Here is a 15827-nt window from a genome sequence, read left to right as displayed (position 1 = left end):
CAAATGTTCAACACCTGTCGGTGTTCGACTTTTTTTTAGGATAATTAGCTGCCCACACCAAGGCCTTATACTCGATAATTGATCAGCTCTGATGTGAGACGGCGGATTTCCCCGGCAGCAGGTGAGTGCGGAGCTACATCGATGAGCGAATGGAAATAGCAGTACCCATCCAAAAAATTCCGACCTTCATTATAAAGCTCGATGGCGATCTTGTGAGATGCTGTCATTTCCGTTGTCAGCATCGGCAAATCCAGTTCATGAATGATTTGGTTTAAGCGTTCACGACGCAGATAATTTTCGCGCTTGGCTTGCTGAAGATCATCACGAGTCTTATCGCTCAAGCCCGGGAGGTCTCCAACGAACTCTTGCAGCTCTCTGCTGACACCGCCCACATCGCAGTTGGTAATCAGCCCAAAATAGGCTGGCGTAACCTTACGACACTTGATGGCTCTTTGGGCTGCCAGAAACGCCTCCGCGCTCTGAATTGAGTAGTAGCAGTTGCTGTCCAGAACAATCGCCACCAAGTCGGCGTATCTACGGATCAGCTCGGTCTTCGCGTTGATATCTAGAAAAACGTAGTCGTATCGAGTGATCAGATCGCTAAGCCGTTCGGTAGCTAATGCTTTTCGGTCAACGTCCTTGATGAGGTGGCCGTAGATGAATTTGCTCATCGGCTGCTCTTCAATGGGCAAGAGCGTGACGTTGTCGCGAATCTCTTTTTTCATCTTTTTGAGATCCTCCGGAGACGTTACAAGGTCGAGCTCATCATAAAAGTCAATTTTGCTGACTTGGGTGCCAGGAGCCGGCCCCCGACCGTCATTGCACATTCCGCGAAAAACCCCGTCGTCTGTGACAACAGCAACCTTCGAGTGCTGCGCCGCCAGTTGTGCTGCAACGTTAATCGTGATGGGGGATTTGCCAACACCACCTTTGTAGCTGGTGATAGAGATCACACGCCCCAGTGGTTTTCCATTCGGATGAGCTGTGAACTCTGGAGGTATCTCGATTCCGGAGCGTTGAAAGAAGCTCCACAGTGCTTTTTCGGATGGCTGGCGGTCATACTTTGCGCCTTTCAAGGTCTCCCAGGAGCGCCAAGTCCGCTCGTCCACAAATGCTCGCTTCGCTGCTAGCGCGACGCTGATCTTTGCTGATTTGCGAAGTGTTCTAAGTAATATGCGAAGCTCGTCTCTCATTTGTCTTCCCTGGCCGTGTCTTGGTGATAGGAAGACTAGCTAATGTCGCCAGGCGAAAAAAACTAGGAGCATTGCTCCTAGCTCAGTCACGGTTTGTCTGTAATTCAAAAGAGGGGGAGGGGTATGGCTCTTACGCCAACTGCCATTTACCGGCACAGGACGAGCATCGAATGTGCGTTACGTATCTTGCACGATGGTTATTTCAACCCCGTGAGTGGAGACCCTCTGAACGGGGACGCCTGTATGAATCTATGGAATCAGCAGACGAATCTCGCCGGCAGCATTACTAAAACCGGTGTGGACATTGTGGTCGCCTGGTATGGCCTCCCTGCGGTAAAAGGCAACCCAAGATCCTATACGCCTCTTCCCCCTGCTACCTGTATCGATTTCAATCCGTGGAGGATCGCTATCACTCAGCATGTTCCGAAAGGACTGTTGCGAGTTTTACGGGTAGACGTGGTTGATAAGCAGGGGGTGGATGATTTTCTTCAGAGTAAGTTTTGGCGTGCTCATACGCCCTGCGGCCTTCGGCAAGAGCGACTCCGGCTCTTTCGATATATCAGGAGAGAGATTAGAGCGAAAGATTGCTTCCTAGAGATAAAATGGTGTCGATTCATCTGACTCAACTGCACTTGGCTGAATAAAGAAGCGACATAGTCACCAACCGACCATTGAGCAATCTGGTTTGATGCACCACGGTTTAATAAAAAGTTCGGATCGGAGTTGCTCAGAGAAAGTCTCCGTTGCCATAGTAAAAGGGAGGGCAAAATCACGGTCAGAGAGAAATATTATGGAAAATAGAGATGTAGAGAAATTGAATATTGATTTGCTTAGGGTATTTGGATGGCAGGTGGAGGTTGCCGAGCAGGATGAGTCCTTCGGCGTCTCGGGGAAGTACTTAAAACTCTACCGGGTTACCAGGGCTGGCCATCCTGATTGCAAGAAATCCTATGTCGGCCCGATGCCTATCGACATACCCGACTTCGCTATCCATAACGCCGGATGGCTTTGCCGTGATTATTACCTCCTAGGCTACAAACAGGGGCGCCGTGATGAAGGTCAACTCAGACGAAAAAAACGCCTCCGTCATAGGTAAGAATTGAAGTTGCCAACGTACGCTGGGGCTGGCAGGATTTTGGATCCATCCTGTCGGAGCTGCAAATGTTTAAGGCATTTCACCCGTTTGAGCCGAAATCTATTCACATCCGCGACTACATCCATCTGATCCGTACGACGCCTTCCTTCGGCGATGCGCGTTGCCCCGCTTGTGAGCAGCCATTAACGGTAAAGGGAGATCTTGATCCTAAGCCAGGCGTTAAAACTCATTTTGCGCATCGGCGAGATCCAAACTCACCCGTGTGCCCTATTAAAAGTGAAGGTGCCATTCGGTATCAGGTGCTTACCGAAACCTTGCCGGACACTGAGGCTGCGAGATCTTTGCGCGAGAGATTTTTCAAGAACTGGACATACCATTGGCATCAGTTCAAAAAATATGTTCGCACCGTCGATGCTAACGATTTCGCCAAGGCCCTGCAGGAAGTGGATGCAAGAGGCGTCTGGAAGTACCGAGATATCAAAGAGCATGAAGTGATCATTGCCATGCTTGCCACCAGAGACTTTAAACCCGTCAAGAATTATCGGGCGCGCTGGGTACGCTTTTGGTTCCGAAGTGAAGTAGAAAATCTTCAGGAATTCTGGAATCTGGGCGGCAGTAAGAAGGTTATGATCCGGGCTGAGTACGATCTCTCGGCGAAAGCCACGAAGATCCGAGAGGACAAGTTCAAGGATTTCAGTGTGCTGCCAGTCGATTCCAGCTACTTGGACGATGAGGCGTATGCTGAGGTACCCTGGGTCGTTCAAGCCATCCTGTCGAAGCATTTCCCTCGTTTGATCGATCCTCCAGCCTGACGAAGTCGGTAACACGGGAAGGAGGAGTGGCTCTCCCTAGTCGACCGATTAGGGAGAGCCACCTCCCAAGGCATCTCCAGGTTCGGTAGGCGCTGGGCAATGTCATCAACCACTTATGTTGCCCAATCCTCCGTTACGTCGTCTGCGCTTTCATCATTTCGGCAGGATCAAAGTGGATTACCCCTATCGAGTAATCCCATCTGAGCCATACAGCTCCTTGTTTTCCTGATCTTGTTTTCGGCGTAGGCGCGGATGATAGACATAGGCCCGAGGCCACGGCGTGAGAATCGCAAAGACGGGCAGGGTGAATACTGCTAGGGCCAGATATAGGTAGAACGGTACTTCGTAGCCTCGGGCGACCCATAGGATCAGCGTCTGGGTGTCAGATGTATAACCCGCCCAGATATCCGCAATTGTTAACAACATCAGGCCAATGAGAAGGGTCGCCGCTTGTTGCTGATCGCGTAGCTTGCGATTCCAGATGGAGCTCTTTTCCCGATAGATAGTCATCAGGAAATCATCGTTCGTCCGTAATGCTTCGGTGTGCAGATAGTGGAGCGATACCTCATCAGGCTCGGCGCCGCGTTCCCGGAATGCACTGAAGAGAAAATTGGGCGCGAACTCCATAACGACCGCTTTCAGTAGCCCAGAAACCATTGGGATGATGAGCGAAACGGTGAGACAAAATCCCGCAACAGCTATGAGGAGGCCGCCAATCGATTCCCATATATGTGTGGTGTTCGTAGTAACCGACAGCAAATTCTTGTGAAGAAACCAAGCCAGCACTGTATCGGCATAGAGCGCGATGTAGATCAATTGGATACCCCATTTGAATTCCCAGGCCTTTTCAATGAAACCAATGGACACGGCCTGAGCAGCATCGAGCTTGCCTTTGCCTTGAGCTTCTTCAGTCATTTCAATCCCTTATTCGTGTCTGCATGTTGTTGGGTGGTTCGTCGGAGGCAGGTTGCGATCGGCGTGCTCGTTGAGTACTGCGGTGACCCTCACTGGGCCACCGTTGGTGTTGGTGTTGGTGTTGGCGTCGGAGAGGGGCGGAGTGTAATCACGCCTGACCATGAGGCTTTCTCTGAAAGTAGGTGGTTGGCGCGCTTCAATCAGCGCACATTATTAAGCGGAGGGAGGTCGCGCAGAAGGGGCGGTGGGAGCGCCAAAATCCCCCATGTTTTTCTTGGCGGCTGCGGCATTGAGCTCTACAGGGCTAAGGTGAGCCAGGCTTACCGTAAGGCCGAATTTCTTGAATACTGCGTCTAGGGTCGCGACAGTCGGATTGCCGCTGTCGACCTCCAGCTGCGACAGAGTACGCTTTGAAATTTTGCAGGCCATCGCGAAACTCTCTTGGCTTAGGCCCAGAACATTTTCACGGAGTCGTTTGGCGGCGCCACCGAGCGATAGCTTCCCCCGGGCAACCTCCTCGGCCACTGCTTGAATGTAATTCTTGCGTTCTTTCAGAGTCATCTCTTTCACATCGACCTCTATTCTTCAGGCGTATACAGCAGGCGTATCCAGATTGAGCGAAATGCACTCGCGTAGAGCATTATAATGCACTGGTGTGCGATGAGTTGCAGGTGTTGGTGCATTAAAATGCGCTGATCGAAAGCACATTATTTGCGGGTGTTTGTAAAAGTGAATGGCTGCCAGTGGGAGCGTTTTCACTTCTATGTTGCTGATAACGTTAGCCCTCACATCCATCGCGGTGGTGCCATGAAATTTATAAAAATCCTAAGTTCTGTTGTGATCCTAGGTTGCTCTCTGAGCTTAGAGGCTTCAACTTTAAGCGATGTCAGAGCTGAAAATGAGTCCAAGCAGGTCAGATTTTCTGAAAGGGTGATCATGGCCGAAATGGCAAAAGCAATGAGCCCTGTTGTTAGGTTTAGAAAAGAACAGTGTGGAGATGCTTGTTCTGAGAATGGGGCTTTGGAGGTCGCAATTGGACTGCTGGGTATAAGTAAAAGCGATGAGGCAAGTTTTGCTTTAATTAACTTATTTGGTACGCGCTTGGATGGAGCTGGTTCTGAAGAGCTCGGCTGTCAAGTTTTGATTCGAGGGAAAGAGATTGCTTTGTACTTTTCAAAAATAAGCGCAAAACAGTCGGTCGAGCACTGTAGAGAAACTTTTTTTGACTTGAAAAAGGTAGAGATTAGAGCTGTTCCAGATATCAGTGTCGAACAGATATGCCGTACTGAACACGAGGCTGATATGATTAGAAACGATTACCTAAAAGCAATTGTGGCAGGTGTTAAATGCGAGCAATGACCTAAAAATAGAGGTAAGTTGCCATAACAATGCTGGTGTCAATTGTGCTATGTATTCCACTGGCGGCAGCTTCTGTCTGGTTGTTTTTCGACAAAACCTATGCGAACGCTCTTTTGAGCGTTTTGTTTTTCGCCGCGCTGCCATTCATTTTTCAACAGGCGCAATCGGGGCATCGCTAAACGCGCCTGTTTTGGGACATGGTGAGGTCTCAATTTGACTGAAAGCTAAATTCGACAGTGCCAGCTAAAGGATGAGCTGGCACCCGTTCAGGTTAAAAGACTACCAGCCTTCTCCTGGCTAACCTTTTCTATCCGGCTTAGGAATCGGGTTCATCAGCTTGTCCCGAGTCAATCCATTCAACGCAGCGTTGTGAATGAATATTTGAGCAGTTTCGGCCATGAGCTGGAGTTCTTTTTTCAACCGATTATTCTCTTCCTGCAGTCTGAGAATCTGCTCCGCTGCAGCGCTGAGGCTTTTCGGCAATGGCATACTTGCCATGCGATCTCGGTCTGAAGTGATCTCCGCTTTTCTGACTTTGTAAGCGTTAACAACCAATGCTTTTCCAGCCAGCGCTTGGCGGGTCGGAACAAAGCCTAAGGCCGATTGAGAGGCTTCGCATATAGCCTCCCAAGTCAGCTTTTTCTTCGACGGCCACTCTCTGATAATGGCCGTTATAGCTTTAAGCTCCTTCGCGGTGAACGCGCTAGGCATCGTTGTTTTCTTCCATCAATTCTTTCAGGCAGCTTAACAAATCGTCGCTGTAGACGTCACTGAGCCCACTGGACTCAAGCAGTTCAGGGTGTTTGGTCGTCAGTATGCGCTTGGCGTGTGTGAAGTCATGACCCACCATCTGCACCGGGCTACCATCCGGAATCGCTGGATTCTTGTGCATCGCCACAATCTCATCCAGGCGCACCAGATACAGTTGATGCCGATCGACCCAACGCGTTGCCGCACGATTGCCTGCCTCGATTTCCTTGAGTGCAGCCTCCAGGTTTTCCGCGACATGCGCACGCTCGCGCTCCACGGCCTTTAGAGAGTTCTTGTGCCCTTTGCAATGCAGCAGTTCTGAGCAATTCAGGCAGTCCGCAGCCTTCTCGCAGGCCGACACCGTCCATGGATGAGTACAGATACCATACCGGGTCGTTATGTGGGGCCCCTTGCCGAGGATGCTGTATTCCTCCTCCGTGATAGGGGTGTGCGTGGTATCCGTCACCGGTATCAAACGATCGCCAATTTCCCTCGCAGTCCGCTTCGGGTCTTTATGCATGTACGTGCGTGATTGCTGGACAGATGCGCGACCGCTCCATGCAGTAATTCTTTCGATGGCAACACCCGCCTCTTCAGCGGCGGTGTTTAAGAAGTGCCGGAGTTGATGGGATTTCAGGGTGATGTTTTCGTAACCATGCCGGTGCAAGAAGGAAGGGTACGTCTTGCCATTGAGCTTGCTCACGTTGTTCTGAGACAGACGCTTGTTGTAGTAATCACCATTGATGGGGGCCAGGAAAATCGGGCTCGTCGCAAAGCCATCCGCCAATTGGAATTCGCGGAAGCAAAGAAGTGATTCCGACATTTTGGGCGGCGTGATGGAACAGAGCCTCGGGTCTACCTGGTAAGGGAAGAACGGGTTGTTCTTTTTGTGATACTCAACCACGGATGCCCATAGTGTCCTAAGCGTCCACCCTGCCAACCTCCGATGGCCCTCCATCCATTTCATCAGGTTTTCTGCTGACTTGAGGGTAGGGCGACCCAGTGCTGCGACGGCTTGGTCGCGTGTCAGAACCTGATTAGGGGGAACATCAGGACAGGTTTCGTGCGGATAGAAGTCCTTCGCGCCTGATTCGTAATAGCGTGCGAGCTTTCGACCTTCTTCAGTGATTTTTTCCAAGCGTCGGAAAGCCTCTTCGCAGTGGCTTGCCATCACTTGCGGAATCTCTTTCGTGACAATTTTGTTTATCTTTGGAGAGTAGTGCCGCAGGAATTTCTGAGGTTGACCGAGGGTGTCGAAATCCTCTTCGAGCGATACGGGCTTCAGCCAGCTCTGTTCATTGATGCGAAAAGGGGCCGAAAGGAAGATGGCCGTAATACTAGTGATGTAGGTTGCCTCATCATTCAGATCACCTGTGTGGCCGTTTGCAAAGATTTCGGCGAGCGCCAACAGAGTTTCGTCAAGGGGAAGCTTCGTTTCTCGGTCGTAGGTAGCGCCAGGTTCTCGTAGGCCTCGGAAAGGGTGCTGCCAGTGGCGAATGCCGCTAGAGGTGATGTTGTGCTTGGTGACTTCATCAACCAAGTTTTTTAGCGCCGCGCCCATACCTAAAAGATCGACATAGGTCTCCTTGATGATGGCAGAGGCGCGATCAAGGTGCTGCTCCGAAAGCCGAGTAATGTCTGCATAGCCGTCTACTTCATTGAGCGCTTGTTCAACGACCATTATTATAGAGAAGTCTTTTGCGGGCACCTTTGTGGCGCTTCCTCGTCGCGTTTCCACGATGTAAGCCTTGGCGAATTCAATGAACTCTGGTGCTAGTTGTTGGCTCGCCGAGGGCATGACGCTTTTATGCAGACCTGCGTTCTGCAAGTTCAAAAAGCGAAGCCTGCCACGAGGCAGTGCCCATACGTTGTCGTTCCAGTTAAAGCTTGGGAGGCTGGCATATGTCGGGTTCACATGCCTTGCGTTGAAAATGTAGTTGGCAAGGTTTTGAGCGTTCGCGATAGCGGCTTTTGATTTGAAAGGCGTTGGCACTAACATTTTATTTTTCTTCCAATTCAGCTTTGCGCTTCTCGCACAATGCAATAACCGTTTTTACGGCCCTGATGTCCTTGTCAAGCTGAAGAGGTGCCAATATGCGGCGCGACTTGCTCGGCAAGTGGATGTTGTTTTCTTCTTCTTGGCGATCAATGAGCCGAATCAATACCTCTTCGTGCGGCCCGTACACCCAGGGCTGAAATTTGTTGCAGCGGTAGCAGGGGATCGGCACCGAAGCGGAGCAAAATCCTGATTCGCCGCAAGTGCCCACACCCTTGCGTCCATCCAGCTCAATTCGGCTGGTCGGATCATCGCCTCGGATAGCGTGGGACTCGTCATCCCTGATTACGCCGCTAAATGCTTGTGCCAGAGGAGCAAGCAGTGTCCCAACGTCGTTGTTGAGGGTTCGCGCGCGTTCAGCTGGATCGTCATAGTAAGAATCGAGAGAAATTGGGGACTCGTGACCCAACCAATACTGAAGAACCTTCCTCGGCACTCCCAACCTTGCCAATTGACGGGCGCGCGTGTGCCGCATCCGATACCCAAATTCGTGAAGCAATTCTCCTGTCCTCTCGGAGAATACAGGGCTACCATCTTTCCTCTGGAGGATTTGGGAGATTGAAGACGCGCTTTTATGCCAGATTAACGAGTAGTAGTATTCGTCGCCTGCTGCATATTTATCTGCCAACTTTTTTCTTTTTCTAAGCGCCGGCTTATCAATTGTAAGAAAAAAAGGTAGCTGGCCTCGCTCGATCTCGCTTAAAGTTTTTCCAAAGAAATTCTCAAAGGCTTCGATGGAGTTTTTAATTTGAAGTTGACAGATGCTCCAGAGGTCATCACCCATTGGGTGAACTTCAGATTTTCCGTCGCGAAACTCTCCGGAGTGTTCATCTTTTACGCTAGGAAAGGATACGCGCTTTCCAGATACACCAAAGGTAGACCCCTCAGACTCAAAATCCATATTTTTCAGGTATGAGAGTTGTTTTGGGCGTCTGCCGTATTGAGCATTCAATAGCGTGGCTACGCTATTTTGCAAGCTAATCCGCCCCGTGCCATAGTCGTGCCACATCGTACTGACTAAGTCATCATACTCTTGTTCCGAGTACCAGCCTGTATCGATATTTCCCGCGATGGCTCTACTGTTCGGCTTATGGTAGGGGCGTTGAAGTCTATGAACAGTGTCAATCACCTCGTCACTAACACCGGGGATGCCTAGTGAATGCCAAGTGATTAACATGTTTCCGATTTCATTGGCCGTTTTATCGTTTTCACCATCAATAAGTTTCGAATAGGATTCTGGTGTGAAAGTTGATGTCGGGTTGATTCGCAAAACTTTTACTAGGCAGCGAATTTCGTTACGCATTGTGCTGGCGGACAGCTTTCCGGTGCGGCCAACTGTTATTACCATTGATTTAAAACCCTCAACGGTTTTTTCGTCCATGGTGAGAATCGATGTGATCTTCATCCCATAGTGGCCGACCAGGTTTAGATGGTCACCGTTGAACTCTGCTATATAGCCTCTTTTGTTTTTAACGCTGCTTTTATCAAATTTTTCAAGTGTGGCCAGTATCTGTGTCGGTACTTCAAGCTTTTCACGGGCGCTCATTTGTTCTTCCTGCTTTTACTGTCTTTTGCTGTATCTTCCGCAATTGCCAAACCTGTTTTAAATGCGGACTCGCGCACGTAACGACGATCATAGATTTTGGCGGACTCTGATCCTGGCGCCCACCCCATGAGATACTCTCTGTCAGAACGTTCTTTCGCCTCACTCATGCCCTCTGCCTCACACTTAAGCGAGAAGCGATAGTTCCAGTCATGGCGAAGCAAGTGGGGGTGAAGGTGCCTCAGGCGCGCGTCTTTTTTGATCATCTCCGTGAGAGCAGCTCTGAAAGTATTCAGAGTGATCTCTCGTCCTTGGCCCTGTCCCTTTTTATGCTTTACGAAAATGAAAGCGGTCTTCTCAAACCCCGCATTTGGAATGTCGGCACGCCAAGTCCCCAAATATTCAAGGATCATCTTTTCAAGTTGGGGAGAGATTGCGATGTCTCGGCCTAATGTCTTTGCGACAGGCTGCATTTGACGGCGGTCGTAACGATCATCATGGTTGCGCTCAACAACAAGGTAGGCATGATCACCACCCCGGGCGGGAAGGAAATGCTCTAACTTCAGGCTTAAAAGCTCTCCAGCCCTCATGCCCGAGTCGTAAAGAATGTAGAGTGCCAGCGCGTTGCGAAAGGCAATGCCCTTATCAAATGCGGTCGCGTCGTCATCGTATGGATTGGAGAACATCTCCAGCAGCGCTTCGCGAGTGACCTCATTCAGCTTTTTGTCGATCTGCTTCTGTTTTGCGGCTGCTGGGGAACCAGACTTGACCTTACGTTCCAGCAGGCTCTTCTCAAGCTTTTCGATGAGCGCATAGTTTTCCGGTGCGTTCGAGTCCTGGGTGAGGCGCCCAAAGAGCCAGGACAGATAGAGGGCAAGCACCTTCAGTGAGTTGTTGATGCGTCTGCCCGTCACCTGAGAGCCATCATTCTCGCGGCTGCTAACCGAGATGTGCTGGGTCAGAGACTCCACTTCTGGCAAGGACAGAAGCTTCTTGGTGGCGAACCGTAGCTCAAGGTCTATGCCTTGCTCATCAGCCCAGGTGTACAGGCTTTTCAGGACGTACAGGTTCGCCCTTTGAGTGTTCGCGGTCAGGCTGGCCGTCCGAAGGCTCGTGTAGGCTGTTGGATAGAACAGCGGAAAACCGTCACCATCGGTATCATAAAGGAGGGAGAATCGCCTGCCGTTCCTGGCAATGTGATCCTTCACCTTCAGTGTCTGTTTACGTTTTTGATCGGACTTTGTATTTTTCATTTTTGGTTTTTACATTTTTCAGCCAGATTTTGGAAGCAGATTTCCCTCAAGGGCTGCTACCATAGGGCTTCTAGGTCGAGGTTATTTACTCTTTATGGTTAACAGGTTAGTAGTACTCGATACCGAAACCACCGGCATGCCGGTGACCGATGGTCACCGGATCATTGAAATCGGCTGTGTCGAACTGATCGGTCGGCGCCTGACGGGCCGGCACTTTCACGTCTACCTGCAACCGGATCGCGAAAGTGACGAGGGCGCGATCGGCGTCCACGGCATCACCAACGAATTCCTCGTCGGCAAGCCGCGTTTCGCCGAAGTGGCCGACGAGTTCTTCGAGTTCATCAAAGGCGCGCAGCTGATCATCCATAACGCGGCGTTCGACGTTGGCTTCATCAACAACGAATTCGCCTTGATGGGGCAGCACGATCGCGCTGACATCACGCAGCACTGCAGCATCCTCGACACCCTGATGATGGCCCGGGAACGCCACCCGGGGCAGCGCAACAGCCTTGACGCCTTGTGCAAACGTTACGGCGTCGACAACTCCGGCCGTGAACTGCACGGCGCCTTGCTCGACTCGGAGATTCTCGCCGACGTCTACCTGACCATGACCGGTGGCCAGACCAGCCTGTCGCTGGCCGGTAATGCCTCCGACGGCAATGGCACGGGCGAGGGCGCGGACAACTCCGCTACCGAAATCCGCCGCTTGCCGGCCGATCGTCAGCCAGCGCGGATCATTCGTGCGACCGAAGAAGAACTGGCGGCGCATCAGGTGCGGCTGGAAATCATCGCCAAATCCGCTGGCGGCCCGGCGTTGTGGACGCAGATCGCCGAAGCGGACGCGCAGGCGTAAAACCAACTACCTCTGAGCAGATGATCTGTGGCGAGGGGGCTTGCCCCCGTTGGGCCGCAAAGCGGCCCCTGGGTTTTCCGGGCAAGATGCGCTGCTGGTCTTGCGACTGCTACGCAGTCGAACGGGGCCGCCACAAAGTTGCTCACGCGATGGGAGCAACTGGCCACCCTCGCCACTTTCGCGGCAACCCTCTACCCTGAGTGCATTGGCAGACATTCATCCGCCGCCTCAGGACACTGAGCCTCATGTACAAAGATTTGAAGTTTCCGGTGTTGATCGTCCACCGCGACATCAAGGCCGACACGGTCGCCGGTGACCGTATCCGTGGCATCGCCCGGGAGTTGGAGCAGGAAGGTTTCAATATCGTGTCGGCCATCGACTACACCGAAGGGCGGTTGGTGGCGTCGACCCATCATGGTCTGGCGTGCATGCTGATCGCTGCCGAAGACGCCAGCACCCATTCGCACCTGCTGCAGAATATGGCCGAACTGATCGGCCTGGCGCGGGTGCGGGCGCCGGATCTGCCGATCTTTGCCCTGGGCGAACAGGTCACCCTGGAAAACGCCCCGGCCGACGCCATGGCCGAGCTCAATCAGCTGCGCGGCATTCTCTACCTGTTCGAAGACACCGTGCCGTTTCTCGCACGGCAGGTGGCGCGGGCGGCGCGCAAGTATCTGGATGGTCTGCTGCCGCCGTTTTTCAAGGCGCTGGTGCAGCACACCGCCGATTCCAACTATTCCTGGCACACCCCCGGGCATGGCGGTGGCGTGGCTTATCACAAGAGCCCGGTCGGGCAGGCGTTTCACCAGTTCTTTGGCGAAAACACCCTGCGTTCGGATTTGTCGGTGTCGGTCCCGGAGCTCGGTTCGTTGCTCGATCACACCGGCCCACTGGCTGAAGCGGAAGAGCGCGCCGCGCGCAACTTCGGCGCCGATCACACCTTTTTCGTGATCAATGGCACCTCGACCGCCAACAAGATCGTCTGGCACTCGATGGTCGGCCGTGATGATCTGGTGCTGGTCGATCGCAACTGCCACAAGTCGGTGCTGCACGCGATCATCATGACCGGTGCGATCCCGCTGTATCTGTGTCCGGAGCGCAATGAGCTGGGGATCATCGGCCCGATTCCGCTGAGCGAATTCAGCCGCGAATCGATCCAGGCCAAGATCGACGCCAGCCCGCTGACCAAGGGTCGCGCGCCGAAAGTCAAACTGGCGGTGGTCACCAATTCGACCTACGACGGCTTGTGCTACAACGCCGAACTGATCAAGCAGAGCCTGGGCAACAGCGTCGAAGTGCTGCATTTCGATGAGGCGTGGTACGCCTATGCGGCGTTTCACGAGTTCTTCGCCGGGCGCTATGGCATGGCCACTTCGCGCACCGCAGACAGTCCATTGGTGTTCACCACCCATTCCACCCACAAGCTGCTCGCTGCGTTCAGCCAGGCCTCGATGATTCATGTGCAGGACGGCGGCGCGCGGCAACTGGACCGTGACCGGTTCAACGAAGCGTTCATGATGCACATCTCGACCTCGCCGCAATACAGCATCATCGCCTCGCTGGACGTGGCCTCGGCGATGATGGAGGGCCCGGCCGGCCGTTCGCTGTTGCAGGAAACCTTCGACGAAGCCCTGAGTTTTCGGCGTGCGCTGGCCAATCTGCGTCAGCACATCGCTGCGGATGACTGGTGGTTCTCGATCTGGCAACCACCCGGTGTCGAGGGTATCGACCGGGTGCAGACCGAAGACTGGCTGTTGCAGCCGGACGCTGACTGGCACGGCTTCGGCGAGGTCAGCGACGACTATGTGCTGCTCGATCCGATCAAAGTGACCCTGGTGATGCCCGGTTTGAATGCCGGTGGCGCGCTGAGCGAGAGGGGCATTCCGGCGGCGGTGGTCAGCAAGTTCCTCTGGGAGCGCGGGCTGGTGGTGGAGAAGACCGGGCTGTATTCGTTTTTGGTGCTGTTCTCGATGGGCATCACCAAGGGCAAATGGAGCACGCTGCTCACCGAGTTGCTCGAGTTCAAGCGCAGTTACGACGCCAACGTCAGTCTGGCGAACTGCCTGCCCTGTGTCGCACAGCAAGACACCGCGCGCTATCGCGGCATGGGCCTGCGTGACTTGTGTGATCAACTGCACGCCTGTTACCGCAGCAACGCCACCGCCAAACACCTCAAACGCATGTACACGGTGCTGCCGGAAATCGCCATGAAACCGGCCCATGCCTACGATCATCTGGTGCGCGGCGAAGTCGAGGCGGTGCCGATCGATGAGCTGGAGGGGCGGATCGCGGCGGTGATGCTGGTGCCGTATCCACCGGGCATTCCGTTGATCATGCCGGGGGAGCGCTTTACCGAGGCAACCCGCTCGATCATCGACTACCTGAAGTTTGCCCGCACGTTCGATAGCAGCTTCCCCGGTTTTGTCGCTGATGTGCATGGACTGCAACATGAAGACGAAGGCAATGGGCGGCAGTACACCGTCGATTGCGTCACGGAATGAGGACTTTTCCGAGTATGCAACCGGTCATGAATCCGAAATACCCAGGGCTGTCGGTGCGCGTGGCCGACGATGGTTTTGCGGCCTACATATGGGGCAGCGACTTCAGTTTCGAAGTGGCTGCGTATGGCGCAGCGGTGATCGGCGAGCCGGTGGCGCAGTGGGCGGTGACACCGATCGTGCCGTACCGCAAATGCTATGGCATCGATCCCGAGGAGTTCAGCAGCTACCGCGATGCCGCCGACAGTGCGATTTTCATGGCTTATCTGGACGATGAGCCGGTCGGTCATCTGGTGATCAGCACCAACTGGAACGGTTTCGCACACATCGACGAACTGGCGGTGCATGCGCCGGCGCGCCGGCATGGCGTGGCGAAGGCGTTGCTGGATGTGGCGCAGTTCTGGAGTCGCAAGAAAAAGCTGCCGGGGATCATGCTCGAAACCCAGAACAACAACCTCGGTGCCTGTCGCCTGTATGAGCGCTGCGGCTACGAGATTGGTGGCGTCGACCATCTGCGTTATCGCGGCATTGACCCGAACACCGCCGAAATCGCGTTGTTCTGGTATCGACTGTTCGATAATCCGCTGGAAAACCCGCTCAGCTCGCCAGCATCGCCTCGGCTTGTTCCGTGATGATCGTCAGCAGGGTCTGAATCGCCGCCGGTGTGGCGCTGTGTTGGTAGGTCAGTGCATACAGGCTGATTGGCACCGCCGGTGACAACGGGCAGACATCCAGGCCACCCGCCCGCGCGCCGAGGGCGGTGAACGGGTCGACGATGGCCAGCCCTTCGCCGGCCTCGACCATGCTGCGCATCATCTGATGGGTTTGCACCCGGGTCTGGATGCTCGGCGCCGGGCGCAGGGCCTGGAGCTTGTTTTCCAGTGCCGGACTCAGTGGGTCCTGACCTTCGAGACCGACCATCGCCTGGCCGGCCAGGTCCTGCAGGGAAATGTATTTCTGCTTGGGTTGCAGCCAGCCGTGGGGGGCGAGCAGTTGCAACTTGCCATGGGCCAGTGGCTGAGCATGGATGTCGGGGTGTTCGGGGTCGTGCAGGCTCAGGCCCAGATCGCTTTCGCGCAGCAGCAGGCTGCGCACGATGTCGTCAGTGGCAGCGTTGAGCAGACGGCAAGGTGCATCCGGCAAACGCCGACGCAGCAGCGCGATGCTTTGTGGCAACAGCTGTTGCGCCAGCGGCGGCGTGCCGATGATGCGCAGGGGCGGGGCGAGGTATTGCTTGAGGCTGCTGGCCAGACGCTGCACAGGTTCGAGCGCCTCATAGACATGAGCGATCTCGACTTGCAGCGCTCGCGCCTCAGGCGTTGATTGCAGCCGGCCGCGTACGCTGGCGAACAACATGAACCCCAACTGACTCTCGGCTTCGCGCAATCGCTCCTCGACCTCGGTCACCGGGAGCTGCAGCCATTCGGCGGCGGTGCCCAGGTGACCGGTCTGCAAGAGCGCCTGAATCACTTCGATATGACGTAAACGCATGCGTGAAG

The 15827-nt window shown here is 53.9% G+C and carries 14 protein-coding genes; 6 read left to right on the top strand and 8 right to left on the bottom strand.

The features are described 5' to 3' along the window. Window positions 1-65: 65 nt before the first annotated feature. A complete protein-coding gene (locus QMK55_RS01100) occupies window positions 66-1193 on the bottom strand; it encodes a ParA family protein (protein WP_320328453.1) in 1128 nt (375 codons plus the stop codon). Between the two features lie 790 nt (window positions 1194-1983). Between QMK55_RS01100 and QMK55_RS01095 the strand changes: the two genes are divergently transcribed. Together QMK55_RS01095 and QMK55_RS01090 are read left to right on the top strand one after the other, a co-directional pair. Further along, window positions 1984-2289: a hypothetical protein gene (locus tag QMK55_RS01095; RefSeq protein WP_320328452.1), complete on the top strand. Its 306-nt coding sequence runs from the start codon at window positions 1984-1986 to the stop codon at window positions 2287-2289. Between the two features lie 65 nt (window positions 2290-2354). Next, window positions 2355-3101 carry a hypothetical protein gene (locus QMK55_RS01090; RefSeq protein ID WP_320328451.1) on the top strand — a complete coding sequence of 249 codons (747 nt, stop codon included), beginning with the start codon at window positions 2355-2357 and terminating at the stop codon, window positions 3099-3101. A gap of 183 nt (window positions 3102-3284) precedes the next feature. On the opposite strand, the gene QMK55_RS01085 is transcribed toward QMK55_RS01090, so the two are convergent. Further along, window positions 3285-4016: a hypothetical protein gene (locus tag QMK55_RS01085; protein ID WP_320328450.1), complete on the bottom strand. Its 732-nt coding sequence runs from the start codon at window positions 4014-4016 to the stop codon at window positions 3285-3287. A gap of 213 nt (window positions 4017-4229) precedes the next feature. Next, window positions 4230-4577, bottom strand: a complete 348-nt coding sequence (locus QMK55_RS01080) for a helix-turn-helix transcriptional regulator (RefSeq protein WP_320330233.1) — start codon at window positions 4575-4577, stop codon at window positions 4230-4232. Between the two features lie 246 nt (window positions 4578-4823). Here QMK55_RS01080 and QMK55_RS01075 point away from each other — a divergent pair, with 246 nt between their 5' ends. Continuing rightward, window positions 4824-5375, top strand: a complete 552-nt coding sequence (locus QMK55_RS01075) for an Imm57 family immunity protein (protein WP_320328449.1) — start codon at window positions 4824-4826, stop codon at window positions 5373-5375. Between the two features lie 297 nt (window positions 5376-5672). Here QMK55_RS01075 and QMK55_RS01070 read toward each other — a convergent pair whose 3' ends face one another. The 4 genes from QMK55_RS01070 to QMK55_RS01055 are packed head-to-tail and all read right to left on the bottom strand — an operon-like array spanning window position 5673 to window position 10977. After that, entirely contained in the window at window positions 5673-6086 is a 414-nt protein-coding gene (locus tag QMK55_RS01070; protein WP_320328448.1) for a hypothetical protein, read from the bottom strand. Then, on the bottom strand, window positions 6079-8124 hold the full coding sequence (locus QMK55_RS01065; protein WP_320328447.1) for a hypothetical protein: 2046 nt from the start codon (window positions 8122-8124) through the stop codon (window positions 6079-6081). Before QMK55_RS01065 ends, QMK55_RS01070 begins: the two co-directional genes overlap by 8 nt. A 1-nt stretch (window position 8125) precedes the next feature. Beyond that, window positions 8126-9727 (bottom strand): hypothetical protein, encoded by a 1602-nt coding sequence (locus tag QMK55_RS01060; protein ID WP_320328446.1) that lies wholly within the window; start codon window positions 9725-9727, stop codon window positions 8126-8128. Next, window positions 9724-10977 (bottom strand): site-specific integrase, encoded by a 1254-nt coding sequence (locus QMK55_RS01055; protein ID WP_320328445.1) that lies wholly within the window; start codon window positions 10975-10977, stop codon window positions 9724-9726. The genes QMK55_RS01060 and QMK55_RS01055 overlap by 4 nt, the downstream gene beginning before the upstream one ends. A gap of 94 nt (window positions 10978-11071) precedes the next feature. Between QMK55_RS01055 and dnaQ the strand changes: the two genes are divergently transcribed. From dnaQ to QMK55_RS01040, 3 genes are all read left to right on the top strand, one after another. After that, window positions 11072-11830, top strand: a complete 759-nt coding sequence (dnaQ, locus tag QMK55_RS01050; RefSeq protein WP_320328444.1) for a DNA polymerase III subunit epsilon — start codon at window positions 11072-11074, stop codon at window positions 11828-11830. Between the two features lie 245 nt (window positions 11831-12075). After that, on the top strand, window positions 12076-14331 hold the full coding sequence (locus QMK55_RS01045) for an Orn/Lys/Arg decarboxylase N-terminal domain-containing protein (RefSeq protein WP_102357116.1): 2256 nt from the start codon (window positions 12076-12078) through the stop codon (window positions 14329-14331). Window positions 14332-14345: 14 nt separating this feature from the next. Beyond that, window positions 14346-14960: a GNAT family N-acetyltransferase gene (locus QMK55_RS01040; protein ID WP_102357117.1), complete on the top strand. Its 615-nt coding sequence runs from the start codon at window positions 14346-14348 to the stop codon at window positions 14958-14960. Here the strand turns inward: QMK55_RS01040 and QMK55_RS01035 are convergent. Further along, window positions 14926-15819, bottom strand: a complete 894-nt coding sequence (locus tag QMK55_RS01035) for a LysR substrate-binding domain-containing protein (protein ID WP_320328443.1) — start codon at window positions 15817-15819, stop codon at window positions 14926-14928. The genes QMK55_RS01040 and QMK55_RS01035 overlap by 35 nt on opposite strands. Window positions 15820-15827 lie beyond the last annotated feature (8 nt).

Source organism: Pseudomonas sp. P8_229 (assembly GCF_034008635.1).
In the GTDB taxonomy this organism is placed as follows: domain Bacteria; phylum Pseudomonadota; class Gammaproteobacteria; order Pseudomonadales; family Pseudomonadaceae; genus Aquipseudomonas.
Note: the sequence above shows the minus strand (reverse complement) of the source record. Positions and strands in the feature narration are given on the sequence as shown.

Coding starts and splice junctions, on each gene's coding strand:
- QMK55_RS01100 (WP_320328453.1), bottom strand. CDS start 1,193: ATGAGAGACGAGCTTCGCATATTACTTAGAACACTTCGCAAATCAGCA.
- QMK55_RS01095 (WP_320328452.1), top strand. CDS start 1,984: ATGGAAAATAGAGATGTAGAGAAATTGAATATTGATTTGCTTAGGGTA.
- QMK55_RS01090 (WP_320328451.1), top strand. CDS start 2,355: ATGTTTAAGGCATTTCACCCGTTTGAGCCGAAATCTATTCACATCCGC.
- QMK55_RS01085 (WP_320328450.1), bottom strand. CDS start 4,016: ATGACTGAAGAAGCTCAAGGCAAAGGCAAGCTCGATGCTGCTCAGGCC.
- QMK55_RS01080 (WP_320330233.1), bottom strand. CDS start 4,577: ATGACTCTGAAAGAACGCAAGAATTACATTCAAGCAGTGGCCGAGGAG.
- QMK55_RS01075 (WP_320328449.1), top strand. CDS start 4,824: ATGAAATTTATAAAAATCCTAAGTTCTGTTGTGATCCTAGGTTGCTCT.
- QMK55_RS01070 (WP_320328448.1), bottom strand. CDS start 6,086: ATGCCTAGCGCGTTCACCGCGAAGGAGCTTAAAGCTATAACGGCCATT.
- QMK55_RS01065 (WP_320328447.1), bottom strand. CDS start 8,124: ATGTTAGTGCCAACGCCTTTCAAATCAAAAGCCGCTATCGCGAACGCT.
- QMK55_RS01060 (WP_320328446.1), bottom strand. CDS start 9,727: ATGAGCGCCCGTGAAAAGCTTGAAGTACCGACACAGATACTGGCCACA.
- QMK55_RS01055 (WP_320328445.1), bottom strand. CDS start 10,977: ATGAAAAATACAAAGTCCGATCAAAAACGTAAACAGACACTGAAGGTG.
- dnaQ (WP_320328444.1), top strand. CDS start 11,072: ATGGTTAACAGGTTAGTAGTACTCGATACCGAAACCACCGGCATGCCG.
- QMK55_RS01045 (WP_102357116.1), top strand. CDS start 12,076: ATGTACAAAGATTTGAAGTTTCCGGTGTTGATCGTCCACCGCGACATC.
- QMK55_RS01040 (WP_102357117.1), top strand. CDS start 14,346: ATGCAACCGGTCATGAATCCGAAATACCCAGGGCTGTCGGTGCGCGTG.
- QMK55_RS01035 (WP_320328443.1), bottom strand. CDS start 15,819: ATGCGTTTACGTCATATCGAAGTGATTCAGGCGCTCTTGCAGACCGGT.